The organism is Flavobacterium sp., from assembly GCF_044368625.1.
Taxonomy (GTDB): Bacteria; Bacteroidota; Bacteroidia; order Flavobacteriales; family Flavobacteriaceae; genus Flavobacterium.
The window spans coordinates 1-18,738 of the sequence record NZ_JBIPPD010000004.1 but is presented as its reverse complement, the minus strand read 5'-3'; the positions used below and the strand labels follow the sequence as shown (position 1 = coordinate 18,738).

General features: G+C 36.9%; 13 protein-coding genes. 10 read left to right on the top strand and 3 right to left on the bottom strand.

Annotation, left to right across the window (positions count from 1 at the left end; all coding sequences use genetic code 11):
• The first annotated feature begins 95 nt into the window (after positions 1–95).
• A complete protein-coding gene (locus ACIQ2X_RS00695) occupies positions 96–737 on the top strand; it encodes a protein-L-isoaspartate(D-aspartate) O-methyltransferase (protein ID WP_396176951.1) in 642 nt (213 codons plus the stop codon).
• A gap of 34 nt (positions 738–771) precedes the next feature.
• The gene (locus ACIQ2X_RS00690) at positions 772–2,043 is read left to right on the top strand and encodes a T9SS type A sorting domain-containing protein (RefSeq protein WP_396176950.1); all 1,272 of its coding nucleotides are present in this window, start codon (positions 772–774) and stop codon (positions 2,041–2,043) included.
• Here the strand turns inward: ACIQ2X_RS00690 and ACIQ2X_RS00685 are convergent.
• Positions 2,040–2,537, bottom strand: coding sequence for a metallophosphoesterase family protein (locus ACIQ2X_RS00685; protein ID WP_396176949.1), 498 nt, complete (start codon positions 2,535–2,537; stop codon positions 2,040–2,042). The two genes, ACIQ2X_RS00690 and ACIQ2X_RS00685, sit on opposite strands and share 4 nt — an antisense overlap.
• Positions 2,538–2,755: 218 nt before the next feature.
• Between ACIQ2X_RS00685 and truA the strand changes: the two genes are divergently transcribed.
• The 4 genes from truA (at position 2,756) to ACIQ2X_RS00665 (ending at position 7,349) form a co-directional block, all read left to right on the top strand.
• Entirely contained in the window at positions 2,756–3,496 is a 741-nt protein-coding gene (gene truA / locus ACIQ2X_RS00680; protein WP_396176948.1) for a tRNA pseudouridine(38-40) synthase TruA, read from the top strand.
• 46 nt (positions 3,497–3,542) lie between these two features.
• Positions 3,543–5,303, top strand: coding sequence for an ABC transporter ATP-binding protein (locus ACIQ2X_RS00675; protein ID WP_396176947.1), 1,761 nt, complete (start codon positions 3,543–3,545; stop codon positions 5,301–5,303).
• Positions 5,304–5,464: 161 nt separating this feature from the next.
• Positions 5,465–6,853 carry a dihydrolipoyl dehydrogenase gene (gene lpdA / locus ACIQ2X_RS00670; protein WP_396176946.1) on the top strand — a complete coding sequence of 463 codons (1,389 nt, stop codon included), beginning with the start codon at positions 5,465–5,467 and terminating at the stop codon, positions 6,851–6,853.
• A gap of 142 nt (positions 6,854–6,995) precedes the next feature.
• The gene (locus tag ACIQ2X_RS00665; RefSeq protein WP_396176945.1) at positions 6,996–7,349 is read left to right on the top strand and encodes a hypothetical protein; all 354 of its coding nucleotides are present in this window, start codon (positions 6,996–6,998) and stop codon (positions 7,347–7,349) included.
• A gap of 47 nt (positions 7,350–7,396) precedes the next feature.
• Here the strand turns inward: ACIQ2X_RS00665 and ACIQ2X_RS00660 are convergent, their stop codons facing one another.
• Positions 7,397–8,044 carry a porin family protein gene (locus ACIQ2X_RS00660; RefSeq protein WP_396176944.1) on the bottom strand — a complete coding sequence of 216 codons (648 nt, stop codon included), beginning with the start codon at positions 8,042–8,044 and terminating at the stop codon, positions 7,397–7,399.
• Positions 8,045–8,290: 246 nt separating this feature from the next.
• Between ACIQ2X_RS00660 and gyrB the strand changes: the two genes are divergently transcribed.
• The 4 genes from gyrB to secDF all read left to right on the top strand — a co-directional run bounded on the left by gyrB (position 8,291) and on the right by secDF (position 15,390).
• The gene (gene gyrB, locus ACIQ2X_RS00655; protein ID WP_396176943.1) at positions 8,291–10,231 is read left to right on the top strand and encodes a DNA topoisomerase (ATP-hydrolyzing) subunit B; all 1,941 of its coding nucleotides are present in this window, start codon (positions 8,291–8,293) and stop codon (positions 10,229–10,231) included.
• Positions 10,203–11,234, top strand: a complete 1,032-nt coding sequence (locus ACIQ2X_RS00650; RefSeq protein WP_396176942.1) for a DUF6588 family protein — start codon at positions 10,203–10,205, stop codon at positions 11,232–11,234. The genes gyrB and ACIQ2X_RS00650 overlap by 29 nt, the downstream gene beginning before the upstream one ends.
• A 26-nt stretch (positions 11,235–11,260) precedes the next feature.
• On the top strand, positions 11,261–12,196 hold the full coding sequence (locus ACIQ2X_RS00645) for a malate dehydrogenase (RefSeq protein WP_396176941.1): 936 nt from the start codon (positions 11,261–11,263) through the stop codon (positions 12,194–12,196).
• Between the two features lie 224 nt (positions 12,197–12,420).
• Positions 12,421–15,390 (top strand): protein translocase subunit SecDF, encoded by a 2,970-nt coding sequence (gene secDF / locus ACIQ2X_RS00640; protein WP_396176940.1) that lies wholly within the window; start codon positions 12,421–12,423, stop codon positions 15,388–15,390.
• 715 nt (positions 15,391–16,105) lie between these two features.
• Here secDF and ACIQ2X_RS00635 read toward each other — a convergent pair.
• Positions 16,106–18,607, bottom strand: coding sequence for a GIY-YIG nuclease family protein (locus ACIQ2X_RS00635; RefSeq protein ID WP_396176939.1), 2,502 nt, complete (start codon positions 18,605–18,607; stop codon positions 16,106–16,108).
• Positions 18,608–18,738 lie beyond the last annotated feature (131 nt).

Sequence of the window (18,738 nt, the reverse complement as noted above, 5' to 3'; positions counted from 1 at the left end):
TTTGAAGGTTTAAAGTTTCTGGCTTTTAAATTTAAAATTCAACATTTAAATTAGCGATTACTTTCTTATTTTTGTCGAAATCATTTCCATTTATTTTGAAAGATACAGCCAAACACCAAGGACTTCGCAACCAACTCATTTCTGTTTTAAAAAACAAAGGAATTACTGATCGGTCGGTATTGGATGCCATTCAAAAAATACCCCGGCATTTGTTTTTGAATTCCAGTTTTGAAGATTATGCGTATCAAGACAAAGCATTTCCGATAGGTGCGGGTCAAACCATTTCGCAACCTTACACCGTAGCTTTCCAATCCCAATTGTTAGAAGTTCAAAAAGACCATAAAGTATTGGAAATTGGTACTGGATCGGGTTATCAAACGGCCGTTTTGTGTGCTATTGGAGCAAAAGTTTATACAGTTGAACGCCAGAATGAATTGTTTAAAAGTACTTCATTATTACTCCCAAAATTGGGTATCAGACCCAAACACATTTCATTTGGCGATGGTTATAAAGGCTTGCCCAATCACGCACCATTTGACAGTATTATTGTTACAGCTGGAGCACCCATTATTCCAAAACCCTTGATGGCACAGCTTAAAATTGGCGGTAGATTGGTAATTCCACTTGGTGAAGAACATCAAATTATGACGTTGCTTATTCGAAAAAATGAAACGCAATTTGAAAAACACGAGTTTGGTGAATTTCGATTTGTGCCGCTTTTGGAAAATAAGAATTGAATTTGGTTTTTTATTATATTGCATAAAAAAATGTATGCGAACAAAATTACTTATACTTCTATTTCCACTGTTTTCATTTTGTCAAGGCTATACCAGTTATTTTACGGGAAATCCAATCAATGTAACTACTTCGCCTTCCTTTGGAGTTTGTTTGATGGGAGGTGCTTCAGAATCGGATGAGGCAATGACTTGGTTGTTGCAAAAAGCGAACGGTGGCGACGTTTTGGTTTTGCGATCATCAGGTTCAAATGGTTATAATAATTACTTGTATTCTCAATTAGGTGTTGCTGTGAATTCTGTAGAAACGTTGGTGGTAACGTCAGAAGCGGGAGCTACAAATTCGTATGTTTTAGACAAAATTGCTAATGCAGAACTTATCTGGTTTGCAGGAGGAGACCAATTTAATTACTTGTCATTTTTCAAAAATAATGCAGCAGAAGTCGCACTCAACAACCATGTCAATATAAAAAATGCACCCATTGGCGGAACAAGTGCCGGAATGGCTATTTTGGGGGAATATTATTTTTCTGCTCAAAACGGCTCAGTCACTTCTGCACAAGCGTTGGCCAATCCTTATGCAACAAATATAACCATTGGTGGAAACGATTTTTTGGAAATTCCCTATTTGCAGCATACCATAACCGACACGCACTACGACAATCCAGATCGAAAAGGTCGGCAAACCACATTTCTTGCACGACTTACCCAAATTTTAAACCAGCGAAGTTTTGGGGTTGCAGCCAACGAGTACGTTGCAATTTGCATAGAAAGTGACGGAAAAGCTTATGTTTACGGCGATTATCCCAATTATCAAGAATTTGCCTACTTTTTGCAAACCAACTGCAATTCTGTTTTTCCAGAAAACATGACGCCCAACACGTCACTAACTTGGAACAACAATGGTCAAGCGGTAAAAGTGTACAAAGTGGCAGGCACAACCGCAGGATCTAATTATTTTGATTTATCAAACTGGCAGTCGGGTAGTGGAGGAACTTGGGAAAACTGGTCGGTTATCAACGGAACACTAGCAACCGTGCCAGGATTTCCCGTCGAATGTTCTTTAAGTACAGAAAAATTTACTGCCGAAAATACCATAATTTTTCCCTTGCCATTTAATGATTACCTAATTATTCAAACAAATGAAAGAAGTCAAATCTCAATTTATGATTTGCAAGGACGCAAAATGGCTCAGTTAACTTCAGAGGTTGAAGCTAAAATACAAACAACAGATTGGTCAAGTGGTGTTTATCTCGTTAAAATCCAGCACGAAGGAAAAGTCGTTTTTAAGAAAATAATCAAAAACTAACCCCGATTCCCCAGTTCAATAATCTCTAATTGCTGCACTTTATCGCCGTCAATTTCAAAGCGCAACATTGTACGCACTTGATGAAACCCTGAAATTCCTGCAGCTCCAGGATTCATGTGCAGGAAATTCAGCTTCTTGTCGTACATTACTTTTAATATATGCGAGTGCCCACAAATAAATAATTTAGGCGGATTTTGTGTCAATTCTTCCCTAATTGCGGCATTGTATTTTCCCGGATATCCGCCAATATGCGTGATTAAAACATCAACGCCTTCGCAAAAAAAACGGTTGTTCAACGGAAATTCCAGTCGAGCTTCTGCATTATCAATATTGCCAAAAACGGCTCGAAGTGGTTTGTGCTTTTTCAACTCATCCGTCACTTTTAAGTCGCCAATATCGCCAGCATGCCAAACTTCATCGGCTAAATTGACGTATTTCAAAATTTTATCGTCAAGATGACTGTGGGTATCCGATAGCAAAAGAATTTTTTTCAAGTGAGATTTTTTAGGAGCTATTTACTTCGTCAGTTCGCTTCGCTCGTGTCCAGCTATCCGTTCCTCCCGATATTTATCGGGATTCACTTCTATCTGGGCTAGGGTGAAGTGCAAATTTACCCATTTGATTTCAAATTCAAATTAACATTTTGTTGTAAATGAAATTTAATTATTTCACCATTAAAAAAGTATCTTTGTCCTCTTAAATTATTAGTGGTTTGCGGTTTTTTATAGAATTTTCTTACAACGGAACAAACTATCACGGTTGGCAATACCAACCCAACGCTACTTCTGTACAAGAAACACTTACCAAAGCTCTTTCGGTAGTTTTAAAAAAAAGCGACTTGGAAGTTATGGGAGCCGGCCGAACCGATACGGGTGTACATGCAAGTCAAATGTTTGCTCATTTTGATTATGAAAATCCAGTTAATTCAGACGTCGTTGCGTACAAACTCAATTCGTTTTTACCAAAAGACATTGCCGTTTCAAGAATAATTGAAGTCGACGAAAATGCACATGCCCGTTTTGATGCCACACAAAGAACCTATGAATACAAAATTAACACGGCGAAAAATGTATTTCAACAAGAATTGAGTTGGTATTATGCAAAAGATTTGGATGTTGAAGCAATGAATGATGCCGCTAAATTACTGTTGGTGTTTACCGATTTTCAGTGTTTTTCTAAAATCAACACCGACGTAAATACGTTCAATTGTGCCATTACGGAAGCTTTTTGGAAAAAAGAAAACGACCACTTGATTTTTACCATTTCAGCCGATCGTTTTCTGCGAAATATGGTTCGCGCCATTGTAGGAACTTTGGTTAATGTGGGCTTAGGAAAAATTTCAAAATCAGAATTCAAAACGATAATTGAAAGTAAAGACCGTCGAAAAGCAGGTTTTTCGGTTCCCGCACACGGACTATATTTAACGCAAATTAAATACGATTATATTCAATAATAAAAATCGATTTGCCTTTTGAAATGGGCAAGTTCAAAATAATTAAATGAAAGCAAAAGCATTCGATACCAAGGTTTTTAAGCGAATAATGGTTTATACCAAGCCCTATAAATGGCGTTTCAACAGCGTAATTGTCTGGGCAATTTCACTTTCACTATTTGCAGCACTTCGACCTTACTTGTTAAAACAAACCGTGGACGGATACATTCAAACTAATGATAGTAAAGGATTGTTGTTCTACATTATTTTAATGGGAATCGTTTTGCTGCTTGAGGTAATTTCCCAATTTTACTTTGTGTATTGGGCCAATTGGTTAGGTCAAGATATCGTCAAAGATATTCGAACAAAATTGTTCAAACACCTCTTGAGTTTCCGAATGAAATATTTTGACAATGCTCCTGTTGGTCAATTGGTTACAAGGTCTGTTTCGGATATTGAAGCCATTGCAAGAATTTTCAGTCAGGGTTTGTTCATGATTGTGAGTGATTTATTGAAAATGGTTGTTGTACTGATTTTTATGTTTTACATGAATTGGAAACTCACTTGGATTGTTTTTGTAGCAATGCCTATTTTAGTAATTGCCACACGAATTTTTCAAAAGAAAATGCAAGTCGCCTTCGAGGAGGTTCGGACACAAATTTCCAATATGAATACCTTTGTTCAAGAGCGCGTTACGGGAATGAAAATTGTACAATTGTTTAATCGCGAAACCATTGAAGCGCAAAAATTTAGCCAAATTAACGACAAGCACAAAAAAGCGTGGATTAAAACCGTATGGTACAACTCCATATTTTTTCCTGTTGCCGATATTATTTCGTCGCTGACTTTAGGAATGGTGGTTTGGTACGGCGGGACTCGGATTCTCGGAGGCGATTTAAATACTACTTTCGGAGATTTGTTTTCCTACACGATGTTTATTTCGATGCTGTTCAATCCATTACGTCAAATTGCAGATAAGTTCAACGAGATGCAAATGGGAATGATTGCCGCCAATCGTGTTTTTGATATTTTGGACACGCAAGACCAGATTCAAGATAAAGGGACGATTGTAGCACCTGTATTTCAAGGAGAAATTGAATTTAAAAACGTGCATTTTGGTTACTTAGAAAATGAAGAAGTGATCAAAGGGATTAACCTAAAAGTAAAACCTGGCGAAACCGTTGCTATTGTTGGTTCCACAGGTGCTGGGAAATCAACTATTATCAATTTACTCAATCGGTTTTACGAAATCAATAAAGGATCGATTTGTATTGACAATGAAGACATCAACAACTATTCACTGGAATCCTTAAGGAAGCAAATTGCTGTCGTTTTACAAGATGTTTTTCTTTTTGCAGATACCATTTACAACAACATTACACTTAATAATGCAGCCATTTCAAGGGAAGAAGTGATTGCGGCTGCGAAAAATATTGGAGTACATTCTTTTATTATGGATTTGCCCAACGGCTATGATTATAATGTCAAAGAACGTGGGGTAATGTTGTCTTCTGGTCAACGGCAATTAATCGCTTTTCTTAGGGCTTATGTCAGTAACCCAAGTATTTTGATTTTAGACGAAGCCACTTCTTCGATCGATACGTACTCAGAGGAATTGATACAAAGAGCGACCGAAACCATTACTAAAGGAAGAACCTCGATTGTAATTGCCCATCGATTGGCCACCATTATCAATGCAAATAAAATTATAGTGATGGACAAAGGCTTGATTGTCGAACAAGGAACCCACTCAGAATTGGTCAATCGTGAAAATGGTTATTACAAGCGATTGTATGATTCGCAGTTTGCTGTAGAGAAAATTGGATAACAAACTATTCTGATTTTCATATAAAAATAAACAACTTTGATGTTTTTGAAAAACAGAATAATTGCTTAATTTCGCTACGTCAAAAAAAAGTGATTGCAAATACTGAGTTTAAAATACGCTGTGGCGTATTTTAATTGTACAAAAATTAAATAAAATAAAAAATGAAATACGATATTATTGTTTTAGGAAGTGGTCCAGGTGGTTATGTAACTGCAATTCGAGCATCTCAATTGGGGTTTAAAACTGCGGTAATCGAAAAAGAAAATTTAGGTGGCGTTTGCTTAAATTGGGGTTGTATTCCTACAAAAGCTTTGTTGAAATCGGCTCAAGTTTTCGATTATTTGAAGCACGCTTCCGACTATGGTTTGACTATTTCAGAATACGATAAAGATTTTACTGCCGTAGTGCAACGTTCTAGAGGTGTTGCCGATGGAATGAGTAAAGGCATTCAGTTTTTGATGAAAAAAAATAAAATCGACGTGATTGACGGTTCAGGAAAAATCAAAACCGGAAAGAAAATCGATGTGACGGATAAAGACGGTAAAGTAACCGAATATGCAGCCGACCATATTATTATTGCCACAGGCGCTCGTTCTCGTGAGTTGCCAAACTTGCCACAAGATGGTAAAAAAGTAATTGGATACCGTCAAGCAATGACCTTGGCCGAACAGCCAAAATCGATGATTATCGTGGGTTCAGGTGCCATTGGCGTCGAGTTTGCACATTTTTATAATGCTATGGGAACTGATGTTACCATCGTTGAATTTATGCCAAATATCGTTCCTGTAGAAGACGAGGATATTTCAAAACAAATGGAGCGTTCGATGAAGAAAGCGGGTGTGAAAATCATGACCAACGCTTCTGTTGAAAAAGTAGATACTTCAGGCTCAAGTGTCAAAGCAACTGTAAAAACAGCCAAGGGAGAAGAGATTTTAGAGGCTGACATCATTCTTTCAGCAGTGGGAATCAAATCAAATATCGAAAATATCGGATTAGAAGAAGTAGGTATTTCAACTGATAGAGATAAAATTGTGGTGAATGATTTTTACCAAACCAATGTGGCTGGGTATTACGCCATTGGAGATGTAGTGCCTGGTCCAGCTTTGGCTCACGTTGCTTCCGCAGAGGGAATTACTTGCGTAGAGAAAATTGCAGGTATGCATGTAGATCCTATTGATTACGGAAACATACCCGGTTGTACTTATGCTACGCCAGAAATTGCTTCAGTTGGTTTAACCGAAAAAGCGGCTAGAGAAAAAGGATACGATTTAAAGATCGGAAAGTTCCCTTTTTCCGCTTCAGGTAAAGCTAAAGCGGCTGGAACGCCTGACGGATTTGTAAAAGTTATTTTTGATGCCAAGTACGGCGAATGGTTGGGCTGTCACATGATTGGTGCAGGCGTTACCGACATGATTGCAGAAGCCGTTTTAGGACGCAAGTTAGAAACTACAGGTCACGAAGTTTTAAAAACCATTCACCCTCATCCAACGATGAGTGAAGCGGTGATGGAAGCCGTTGCCGCAGCTTACGACGAAGTAATTCATATGTAAAATTGATTGGGTTTATACTGAAGAAGTCTGCTTAACGGCAGACTTTTTTTGTAAAATAATGATACATAAAAGACGAATTCTGTAAAGGATTTCTAGGTGTTTCAGCATAATTTTAGGTAACTAATATTTAAATTTTGAACCCATGAATACTACTGAAAAAAACAATTCGAAAGAATCTCATAATGATGCAAAAGCGCCTGAATTTTTGAATTATCCGCCAAGTGAAGACATCTACCGCGAAGGCAAAAAGGAAGAAGATATTGATCCAAGTGATACTTCAAGATTGAAGCAAACTCCCGCTGATTTAAGTGCAGAAAATCCAGAGGAACTGGATTTTAATAAGATACGTTCAGGTTCTGATTTAGACGTTCCTGGTGCCGAACTTGATGACGACATGGAAGATGTAGGCAGCGAAGATGAAGAAAATAATTATTATTCTATTGGTGGCGACAACCACGACGATTTAGAAGAAAATAAAGGAGAAAATGATTTATAAAAAAAATACCGTTTGGATTGGGTTTCAAACGGTATTTTTTCTAGAATTTATTTCATCAGAAAGTTTATTCCGACGTTAAACGCTCCTCGGACGTTATATATTTGATCAGGATTATCTGTTGTGAAAGCGTTCGAAAGACCGCTTTGTGCTTCGTATTCGATATTTATTTTTAATTTTGGGGAAACTGGAATTTTTACCCCTATTCCGAAAGCCAGTCCAAAATCATTTTTGTTAAAGCCATCTTTAATATCAAGGCCGCCTCGGGTTTCTTTTGCACTCATAAGAAATCCAGCATACGGGCCAAAGTTTAAATTCCAGTTGGATGTTCGTCCAAAATGCCAGTTTGCCATTACTGGAATTGTAATATAATTTAAATTGTAGTTGGTGTTGTAAAAGATGTTCCCATTTACATATCCGATGTTATTCCAACCTTTTTGATCGTAGATTAATTTTCCTTTAATACTCCAATCCTCAGAAAAGAAATAATCAGCGGCAACGCCAAAGTTTACGCCACTACCTGAATCTGGCTGGAAAATTGAATTGCTAACGGTCACTGTAGAAGAATTGTAACCCACATTTACACCAAATTCAACATCTCCCTTTCCTTGAGCATTGGAAGCCACTATAAAACCTAAAGTCAACAACGTACTAAGTGCTAATTTTTTCATGATTTTGTTATTTGTTATGGCAAACATAATTATTTTTTTGATTGAAAATTCAGATTTTGAAACCAACATTTGCGTTTTAACTCAAATCATTTTGTTTAATTTTTCTTGTTAAAGTCTTACAGCACTTTTTGCGCGACACAAATACTGATTTAAGGGTTTTTAAGATAAAAATGTTAATAACTTACGCCTCCTAATTGCGTATTTGATTTCCCATGTACTTGCGTTTCCCTATATTTGTTCGTTAAACAAAATTCATACAGAATAAGACTTAAAATGAGCGAAGAAATCAATAAACAAAATTATTCGGCAGATAATATTCAAGCATTAGAAGGAATGGAGCACGTTAGAATGCGGCCTTCCATGTATATCGGTGATGTTGGCGTGAGAGGATTACACCATTTGGTTTATGAAGTAGTTGATAACTCCATTGATGAGGCAATGGGTGGTCATTGTGATACCATCGGTGTATGGATTAATGAAGATGGTTCCGTCACAGTTGAAGATAACGGTCGAGGAATTCCAGTTGATATTCATAAAAAAGAAGGCGTTTCGGCATTGGAAGTTGTAATGACGAAGATTGGTGCCGGAGGTAAATTTGATAAAGATTCCTACAAAGTCTCGGGAGGTTTGCACGGTGTGGGTGTTTCGGTCGTGAATGCGCTTTCTAACAAAATGATTTCTACCGTTTTTAAAGACGGAAAAGTGTATGAACAAGAATACGCTCGTGGAAAAGCAGTTTATCCTGTAAAACAAATTGGGGAAACCGATAAGCGAGGTACGCGACAGACTTTTTATCCAGATGATTCCATTTTTACACAAACCATCGAATTTTCATACGATACGTTATCCGCAAGAATGCGCGAACTTTCGTATTTGAATAAAGGGATTACGATTACATTTACAGATAAACGGGATAAGGATGAAAAGGGTGAATTTAAAACAGAAGTTTACCATTCTCAAGAAGGTTTAAAGGAATACATTCGTTATTTGGATGGCAATCGGGAGCCAATTATTTCCCATGTAATTTCAATGGACAACGAAAAAGGTGAAATTCCTGTTGAAGTCGCCCTAATCTACAATACAAGTTACTCCGAAAATATTTTTTCCTACGTAAATAACATCAATACCCATGAGGGAGGTACGCATTTACAAGGTTTCAGAAGCGGATTGACCCGAACCTTAAAGAAGTATGCAGATGCTTCGGGAATGTTAGATAAACTGAAGTTCGAAATTGCTGGAGATGATTTCCGCGAAGGTTTGACGGCGATCATTTCGGTTAAAGTGCAAGAGCCACAGTTTGAGGGGCAAACAAAAACCAAGCTTGGAAATCGAGAAGTGGTTTCTCCAGTAAGTCAAGCCGTTGGTGAAATGTTGGAAAATTATTTGGAAGAAAATCCAAATGACGCCCGAATCATCATTCAAAAAGTAATTTTAGCAGCCCAAGCACGTCATGCAGCCAAAAAAGCGCGTGAAATGGTACAACGCAAAACTGTAATGGGTGGCGGTGGATTGCCAGGAAAATTATCGGATTGTTCGGAACAAGATCCTGCAAAGTGCGAAGTATACCTGGTCGAGGGAGATTCAGCGGGTGGTACAGCAAAACAAGGACGTGATCGTAATTTTCAAGCCATATTACCGCTACGAGGAAAGATTTTGAATGTCGAAAAAGCGATGCAACACAAAGTTTTTGAGAACGAAGAAATCCGAAATATATTTACTGCTTTAGGAGTTACTATCGGGACTGCTGAAGATAGTAAAGCTTTAAATCTGGAAAAATTACGGTACCACAAAGTAATTATTATGTGTGATGCCGACGTCGATGGTAGTCACATTTCTACCTTAATATTGACCTTCTTTTTCCGATTCATGCGTGAACTCATCGAAGAAGGACACGTGTACATTGCTGCTCCACCGCTTTATTTGGTTAAAAAAGGAACTAAAAAGGAGTACGCATGGAACGACGTACAGCGTGATCAAGCCAATGATCGAATGGGTGGAAGCGCTGCTATTCAACGGTACAAAGGTCTTGGAGAAATGAATGCGGAACAGTTGTGGGAAACTACAATGGATCCTAATTTCAGAACGCTTCGTAAAGTTACAATCGACAGTTTGGCAGAAGCCGATCAGGTTTTCTCGATGTTAATGGGTGATGAGGTGCCGCCTAGAAGAGAATTCATCGAAAAAAATGCGGTTTACGCCAAAATCGATGCATAAATTCCAATACATAGTAGGGATATTTGTATTACTCTATTTGGCTAATGTTAAGGCTGTTGCGCAAAATCCAGCAATTGATCCAGCTATTGGTAATTTGATTCAGGATGCGATTTACTTTACCGATTTATATGTTTCACCGGCCGCTGATGCTGCTGTATATCAAGCGGCTTCGAGTTGGGTGAATACCCCTCAAAAAGCCGAATTGTGGGATTTTACATTAGGTTTGCATGTCAATACTTTTTTTGTTCCAAAATCCGATAGAAGTTTCCGACTGAATAATTCAGATTTAAGCTTTTTTCAAATCGAAGGACAAGATTCAGCTTTGACGCCAACGGCTTTGGGAAGTGATCAATATGTAACATTAAGCGGGGTTTTAGGCGGAAGCGATGTTTCATTGAAAAGTCCAGAAGGTGTCGACCGCGAAGTGGTGGTTTATCCCTACATTCAAGGTTCGTTAGGAATTGGTTTTGGAACCGAAGCTATTGCTAAATTTTCGCCAACAATTAATTTGAAAAATGTTTCTTATCAAGTGTACGGATTGGGTTTTAAGCACTCGATTAGTCAGTATTTTACAAAAATTGAGGATAAAAAGTTCTACATTTCAGCTTTGGTTGCTTATGCAAAAGAAGATTTGAGTGTTAATTTTCTGGACGTGGAAACGCAATACGGAAACCTTGGTTTCAATGCATTAAACAGTTTGATTGATACTTGGCAATTTCAAATTAATGGTTCTAAAAAGTGGAGTAAATTTGAACTTTCGTCAGGAATTATTGCCAATACCAGTGAGTTTGAGTACAAAGTAAAAGGCGAAAAAGGTGCTATTGAAGAGATTTTGCCCTTACAAGATGTATTAAATGGGGAGCTCAAATCCATTGCTAGGAATAAGTTTAATTGTATAGGTGAAGTTTCAGGGCGACTGGATTTTAATCGGTTTTTTGTGCAAACAACCCTTGCTTTTGGTAAATTTGTAAATTCAAATGTTTCATTACAATATAAATTCTAATTCATAAATTTAAAACACAACATAATATGAAAGTTACAATAATTGGTGCTGGAAACGTTGGAGCATCTTGTGCAGATGTAATTTCTTACAGAGGAATTGCAAGTGAAGTAGTTTTGTTAGATATTAAAGAAGGTTTTGCTGAAGGTAAAGCGATGGACATTATGCAATGTGCTTCAAATACAGGATTTAATACGCAATTATCCGGTGTTACAAACGATTATACAAAAACGGCAAACAGTGATGTTGTCGTAATTACTTCAGGAATTCCTAGAAAACCTGGAATGACGCGCGAAGAATTAATTGGTATCAATGCTGGGATTGTAAAATCAGTTTCAGAAAGTGTATTGGCCAATTCGCCAAATGCCATTATCGTTGTGGTTTCTAACCCAATGGATACAATGACTTACTTGGCATTAAAAGCAACAGGTTTACCAAAAAACAGAATCATCGGAATGGGTGGCGCTTTAGACAGTTCCCGTTTTAGATATTACTTATCAAAAGCGTTGGACAAACCACAAGGAGACATTTCTGCTATGGTTATTGGCGGACACGGAGATACTACGATGATTCCTTTAACACGATTGGCTTCTTACAACGGAATTCCCGTTTCTGAGTTTCTTTCACAAGAACAATTGGACAAAGTTGCAGCCGATACAATGGTAGGTGGTGCAACACTAACAGGTTTGTTGGGAACTTCAGCTTGGTATGCACCTGGAGCTTCGGTAGCTTATTTGGTAGATAGCATTTTGAACAACCAAAAGAAAATGATTGCTTGCTCTGTATTTTTAGAGGGAGAATACGGCGAAAGCGACATTTGTATCGGTGTTCCTTGTATCATCGGCCGAAATGGTATCGAAGAAATCGTATCCATTTCATTAAATGATGCCGAAAAAGCAATGTTTGCAAAAAGCGCGACTGCCGTAAGAAGTATGAATGCCGAATTAAATGCAAATTTAAAGTAGTTTGTAATTTAAAAAATAAAAAAAAGACTGCACGACCTGCAGTCTTTTTTTTAAGATTAATTAAGAAATAAATTGGTTAATCTTTATCTAAATTATATATTTGCTCGTTTTAAAAATAGCGGAGACATTGGAAATTGAAGAATTTTAATTATTCTTTAAATTTTAATGTCAATTTATGAGTAAAAACACCAAAATACAATCAAATTAATTAATTATTAGTAATAATGCAGAATAGAGGACTTATTAAATTTTTTGCAATTTTGTTTGCATTGGTAAGTATTTACCAACTTTCTTTCACATTTGTGGCAAGTAACGTCGAAAGCAAAGCAAAAGCGTTTGCAAATGGAAACAGTGAAAAAGAAATTGCTTATTTGGATTCCGTAGGTAAACAAGATGTATTTCTGGGAATGTTTACATACAATGAAGTAAAAGATAAAAAAATCAACAAAGGTTTGGATCTTGAAGGAGGTATCAACGTAATCCTTCAAATTTCAGTTAAAGATGTGTTGAAAGGATTGGCCAACAATTCTAAAGACGCCATTTTTAACAAATCGTTGGATGATGCTACCAAAAATTTAAAAGGAAATCAAACCTATATTGATGCCTTCTTCATTGCATTCAACGAAAATGCGCAAGGAAAAACCAAATTGGCTTCTCCAGACATTTTTGCGAATAAAAATATGCAAGGTGCAGACGGAATTAACTTTAAAATGACGGATGCTGAAGCAGAAAAAGTAATCCGTAGAAAAGTAGACGAATCTGTAAATAGTGCTTTCTTAGTTTTAAGAAAACGTATTGACAAGTTTGGCGTTACACAACCTAACATTCAAAAATTAGGAGAATCTGGACGTATCTTGGTTGAACTTCCAGGTGCGAAAGATGTGGATCGTATCAAAAAATTATTATCGAGTACCGCTCAATTAGAGTTCTGGGAAACTTATAAAGTGGATGAAATTGGTGGATTTTTAGGTGCTGCAAATACTGCTTTGCAAAAAACAGAAGTGGCTACTAAAGAAACGGCTCCAGTAGCAAAAGACACTTTGGCAGCATTATTGACCGATGCAGATTCAACAGCCAATGAAAAAGGAAACAACCCATTGTTTGATAAAATTATCGGACAAGGTGGAGGGCCGGTTTTAGCCTTGTTTTCTCCAAAAGATACTGCTGCAATCAACGGATATTTTAAACGTCAAGACATTCGTAATTTATTGCAAGGTGATCAACGATATGCCAAATTTGTTTGGGGTAAACCAGAGACTATTAAAAATGACAAAGGTGTTGAGTCAGAATCGTTAGCACTTTATGCTTTAAAAGGCAACAGAGACAATGCAGCTCCAATGAGTGGCGGTGTAATCACTGAGGCAAGAGACGAATTTGATGCGATGGGTAAACCAAGTGTTTCCATGCAAATGAATGGTGCTGGAGCAAAAACTTGGGAAGAATTAACCGGAAAAGCCTACAGAGAACAACGAAACATTGCAATCGTATTAGATGATGTAGTGTATTCTGCTCCAGGTGTAACAACGGGTGCTATTGCAGGTGGAAATTCTCAAATTTCGGGAGCATTTACCGTAGCAGAAACCAAAGATTTAGCTAACGTATTGAAAGCAGGTAAACTTCCAGCTGCTGCTGATATTATTCAATCAGAAGTGGTAGGACCATCCTTGGGTCAAGAAGCCATTGATAGCGGTATCAATTCTGCTTTGTTCGGATTGTTATTGGTTTCCTTATGGATGATCGTTTATTACGGTAAAGCAGGTTGGTATGCCAACATCGCTTTGGCAGTCAATTTATTATTCCTTTTTGGAGTAATGGCGAGTTTTGGTTTTGTATTGACTTTGCCTGGTATTGCCGGTATTGTTTTGACAATGGGTACAGCTGTGGATGCGAACATCATTATATTTGAACGCGCCAAGGAAGAGTTACGAATGGGTAAAACATTAGATGTTGCTGTTAGCGAATCGTACAGTTGGACGGGTGCGATGCGTTCGATTGTGGATGCCAACGTGACACATATTCTTACAGGTATTGTATTGTTTATATTCGGTACAGGACCTATTCAAGGATTTGCTCTAACATTGCTAATCGGTATTTTTACCTCTTTGTTTACAGCTATTTTCATAACCAGAATTCTATTGGATCGCGATATCTACAAAGGAAAAGCATTGCGATTTGTAACTGATTTCTCTAAAAATTTCTTTACAAATTTCAATTTTGATTTCTTAGGTTTCAAGAAATATACCTACATCTTTTCAGCAATCGTAGTTATAGGAAGTATTGTAGCTTTATCAACAAATGGTTTGAACCAAGGGGTGGATTTTGTAGGTGGTAGAACGTTCCAAGTTCGTTTTGACAAAGCCGTTCCAACCGATGAAGTAAAAGAAGAATTAAATGCTGTTTTCGGTGGTGGAGTAGAAGCCAAAGTCTTTGGTGAAGCCAACCAATTGAAAATTACAACCAAGTATAAAGTAGATGTAGTAGGTGTAGAAGCCGATGAAGAAGTAAATAAAATGCTTTTTAACGGTTTGAAAAAACACTATGGTGCAGATATGACTTATGAAAAGTTTGTAAATGCATATGACGGTAAAAGTCTCGGAATTTTATCAGCTTCAAAAGTAGGGCCAACTGTTGCAGAAGACATCAAAACCAACTCCTACTGGGCGGTTTTAGGGGCAATGGCAATTGTGTTCCTATACTTAACCATCAGTTTCCGTAAATGGCAGTACAGTCTTGGCGCCATCGCTGCGGTAGCGCACGACGTTATTTTTGTATTGGGTATCTACGCCATCATGTGGAAATGGGCACCTTTCGGAATGGAAATCGATCAGCATTTTATTGCTGCAATTTTAACCGTAATTGGGTATTCGATGAACGATACCGTAATTGTATTCGACCGTGTACGGGAATATTTAGGTGGTAAAACCAAAGGTTCGTTCCACGATATTGTAAACAAGTCGGTAAACTCAACAATGTCAAGAACCATCAATACTTCGTTAACGCTGATTTTGGTACTTGTAGTAATGTTTATTTTCGGTGGCGAGTCCATCCGAGGATTCATCTTTGCCATGTTAATTGGTATGATTGTAGGAACGTATTCGTCTCTATTTATCGCAACACCAATTTTAGTAGATACCATCTCAAAAGCAGACACCAAGCGTATCGAAGAATTACACAACAATGCTCCTGAAGTTTAAATCTCAATAAGCACTAAAATATAAAACCGTCTCACTATTTGAGACGGTTTTTTTTTGTGCCTTTTTTGCTGTCAATTTAGCGATTCTCAAAAATATTTTTCCTCCAGAAGTTCCATTTTCTATGTTTTAAAAGTTGTCTTTTCAGGAGCTTCATCCAGCTATCACCTTTAGTCCTCAGTAAAAAAGCCAGTTTTCCAAGCCCAAAAAGGAGCTCCTTAGGTCGCTCTTTTTGGGCAGGAAAGCTTGGCTTTTTTACTTCCGGGCTATCGGCTCTATCTGGGCTAGGGGTTTAAGGATGGATGTGCATCCAGTTTTGTGAGTGAAAAATAACCTATGTTATATAAGAATGTCCTTTTCGATGGAGTCCTAAGTATAGAAAAGTTTCTTATATCAATATCGTCCACGGTTTCAACCGTGGGAAATTGATAAAAAAATCACCAACGAATTCAGGCGTGGATAAAATTTCTCAATTATGCCCCGAAGTTTCAGAATCGGAACAGGAAAACACGCGAAAACTACCTTGATTTTGCCCCACAAAAAAAGAGGATATTCAATCCTCTTGATACCGAACCTTCGGGATAATCAGACATTTTAATGACAAATCTAGAAGGATGACTGATTTTTGCTGGTTTTCCCGATAAAAATAAGAGGTTGTTCATTACTACTTCCGTTCGGCTATCAACCGAACCGAAACCCTTGCTGTTGTATCTCGTTTTTATTTTTCCACCGTATTATTAAATTCTTTTTTAAATTCCTCCACACTTATAACTGTATCATAGAGACCTATTTTATCTTCAGGATGTTTATTTATACCCGAATATGATAAACTTGCATCTTCGTATCGTTTGAATTTATATACAGCATCATTCATTAATGCACTATTAAAAACACCAAGGCTAACTAGTAATTCAAAATCTTTAACATTCAATCCTGTTACTTTCTTAAACAAAGCTGGTTCTAATTGTGTAATTACATCTTTTAAACTTCTCTCTCTATAATCAGTCAAGTACATGAAAACTGGAATTCTTGTAGCGAACTTAATTAACTTTTCTTGAATTTGTTTTCTGATGTTTTTGTATTCTTTTTCTTCGTCAGAAAGTTCTTTTTTCTCTTTTGGAGTTAAATCTTTTTCATTTGCTTCGGCTTTAGCTTTCTTTATTGATTCCGATTTATTGATAATAGTTTCAATATCTTGATTTATATTTCTAAATCCTTCAATTTTACTTAAGGCTTGCATTGCAGCCTCATTATCCATCAATCGTTGTAATGTGAAATTATCAACATTAACCAATAATGCACTTTCCCAACGTCTTGCTAATAGTGTGGCTGTTGTTCCACTCATTGCAATATCCAAAATACCAGCAGCATCAATTTCTTTCATTGAGCTACCATCATAAGCTAAAACTGGTAAGAAGTTGATGAATTCTTCTACTTTCTTTTCTGGATTGCTTTCCCCTACATTTAATCGGCAACTATAATCGGCAATTTGTCTTAATGCTCTATCAGGTGCAAAATCAAACACATAACATTCGTGTTTGATTATTTCTTCACGATTTGGTGCATTTTTATCTGGATTTTTTACTGTCCAAGGAGTTTGCACTCTAAATGCAGCTTGAAAATAGGTTTCGGGACTTGATGAATTACGCAACATAAAAATTCCTGTCCACGGTTTTACAGAAACTCCAGTAGTCAGTTTACCACAAGAAAGAGTAATTGTTTTAGTAAGCAATGGATTACCTAAAGCTTTTTCTACTGGTTTTAAGGCTTCAACACCAATACCTGCTCCAGTACCTGCACTCACTACCACTTTATAATCGTGATAAAATTTGTTTTGCTTTTGATCGATTAAATTCCTCATGGCAAAGCAAGAAGCAACTGTTGGTAAAAACCAAAAGGTATGTTGTAAAACGTTTAAAAGTTTAGCGTGTGAAAATGGCATTGGTGGTTTTTTTGCACCCATTTTCAAATTATCAATAGTTGTTTCCGCTAAATTTCCTCTAATCAAATCTAACCATTTTTGAACTTCATTTTCGTATTTAAATTTCGCGTTTTCTCCTTCGCCATCAGCAGAAAAGAAAACATTCAAATCAAATTCATTAAACTCGCCTTTCATTGCCACTTCAATAATAGTATCGGGCATTTGGTACGTTAGCATTACCATTCTAGGCAAAGAAGAGTAAGGATTTTTATCTCCCTTCCATTCTGTTTTTGCTTTTTGTTCGTCGGAGTAGGTCCAGTTAAAAATTTGCTCTTCTATGAATTCTCCTGAGCCAATGGCTCTAAATGGAGTTCCGGATAAATACAAATAGTGATTAGTGGTAATTGGCATGACGCTTTCATCAAAATAGTCAACACCAAGTCCTTCTCCAAATTCTTGTTCTTTTTTACTTTCGGCTTCAAAAAGTTCTTTGGCGTTTTCTCTCCAAGCGCCATAATGATATTCGTCAAAAGCAACACAATCCCAATTAGTAGTGTGTACCCATTCATTTTTGGACTTTATTCCACCTGCTGAATTTTTACCTAACAAATCTTGAAAGGACCCAAAAAATACAAAAGGTTTTTTAGTGTCTATATTCTCAAAACTCAAATCATCTTCTTTGTTAGAAACAAACTGCCAACCTTGAAAATCCAAATGCGATTCTAGATCGTCTTTCCACGCACTTTGTACAGCGGGTTTAAAGGTTAAGACTAATATTTTAGTCCATCCCATTTTTTTAGCTAATTGATAGGTGGTAAACGTTTTACCAAAACGCATTTTAGCATTCCAAAGAAAGTGTGGTATATGATCTTTGTTTTCTTTTTTATAACTTCTAAAATAGGTTTCTGTCTTGTTTACGGCATCCGCTTGTTCCGGTCTTAAACCAAAATCAAGTGTGCGTTTGTCTTCATTAACAACTCCAGTTTTAATTTCTAGAATACAAGCTTTAACCTCTTTTAATGAACATTCAAACCATTCCCCGTTTATGTGTTTTACTTTTTTTGCATTCAACAATTTGTGAATGTCTTTATCTGTAAAAAGGGTTCCATCATTTCGTATTGCTAATTCCTCTAATATGATTTCGTGACTCATATTAGGCAATTTAACGGGATATTGTGCAGCAACTCGTTCCCCAGCACTTTTAGTAGTATAACCTACTTTTATACAATTTGCAAAACGGGTATCTGTATAACAATATACTTTCGGTATGCTTTTTTCTGGAAAATAGTTTTTACTCATTTTATTACTTTGGATTTACTTTGCAAATAAGGTAAGGGGGGCATAACCAAAAGTATATAAATACACAATCCTAAAAAGGTCGAAAAAACCAACAAAATCAATACTTCACGCAAAAAAAGGTCGGAAAGCAA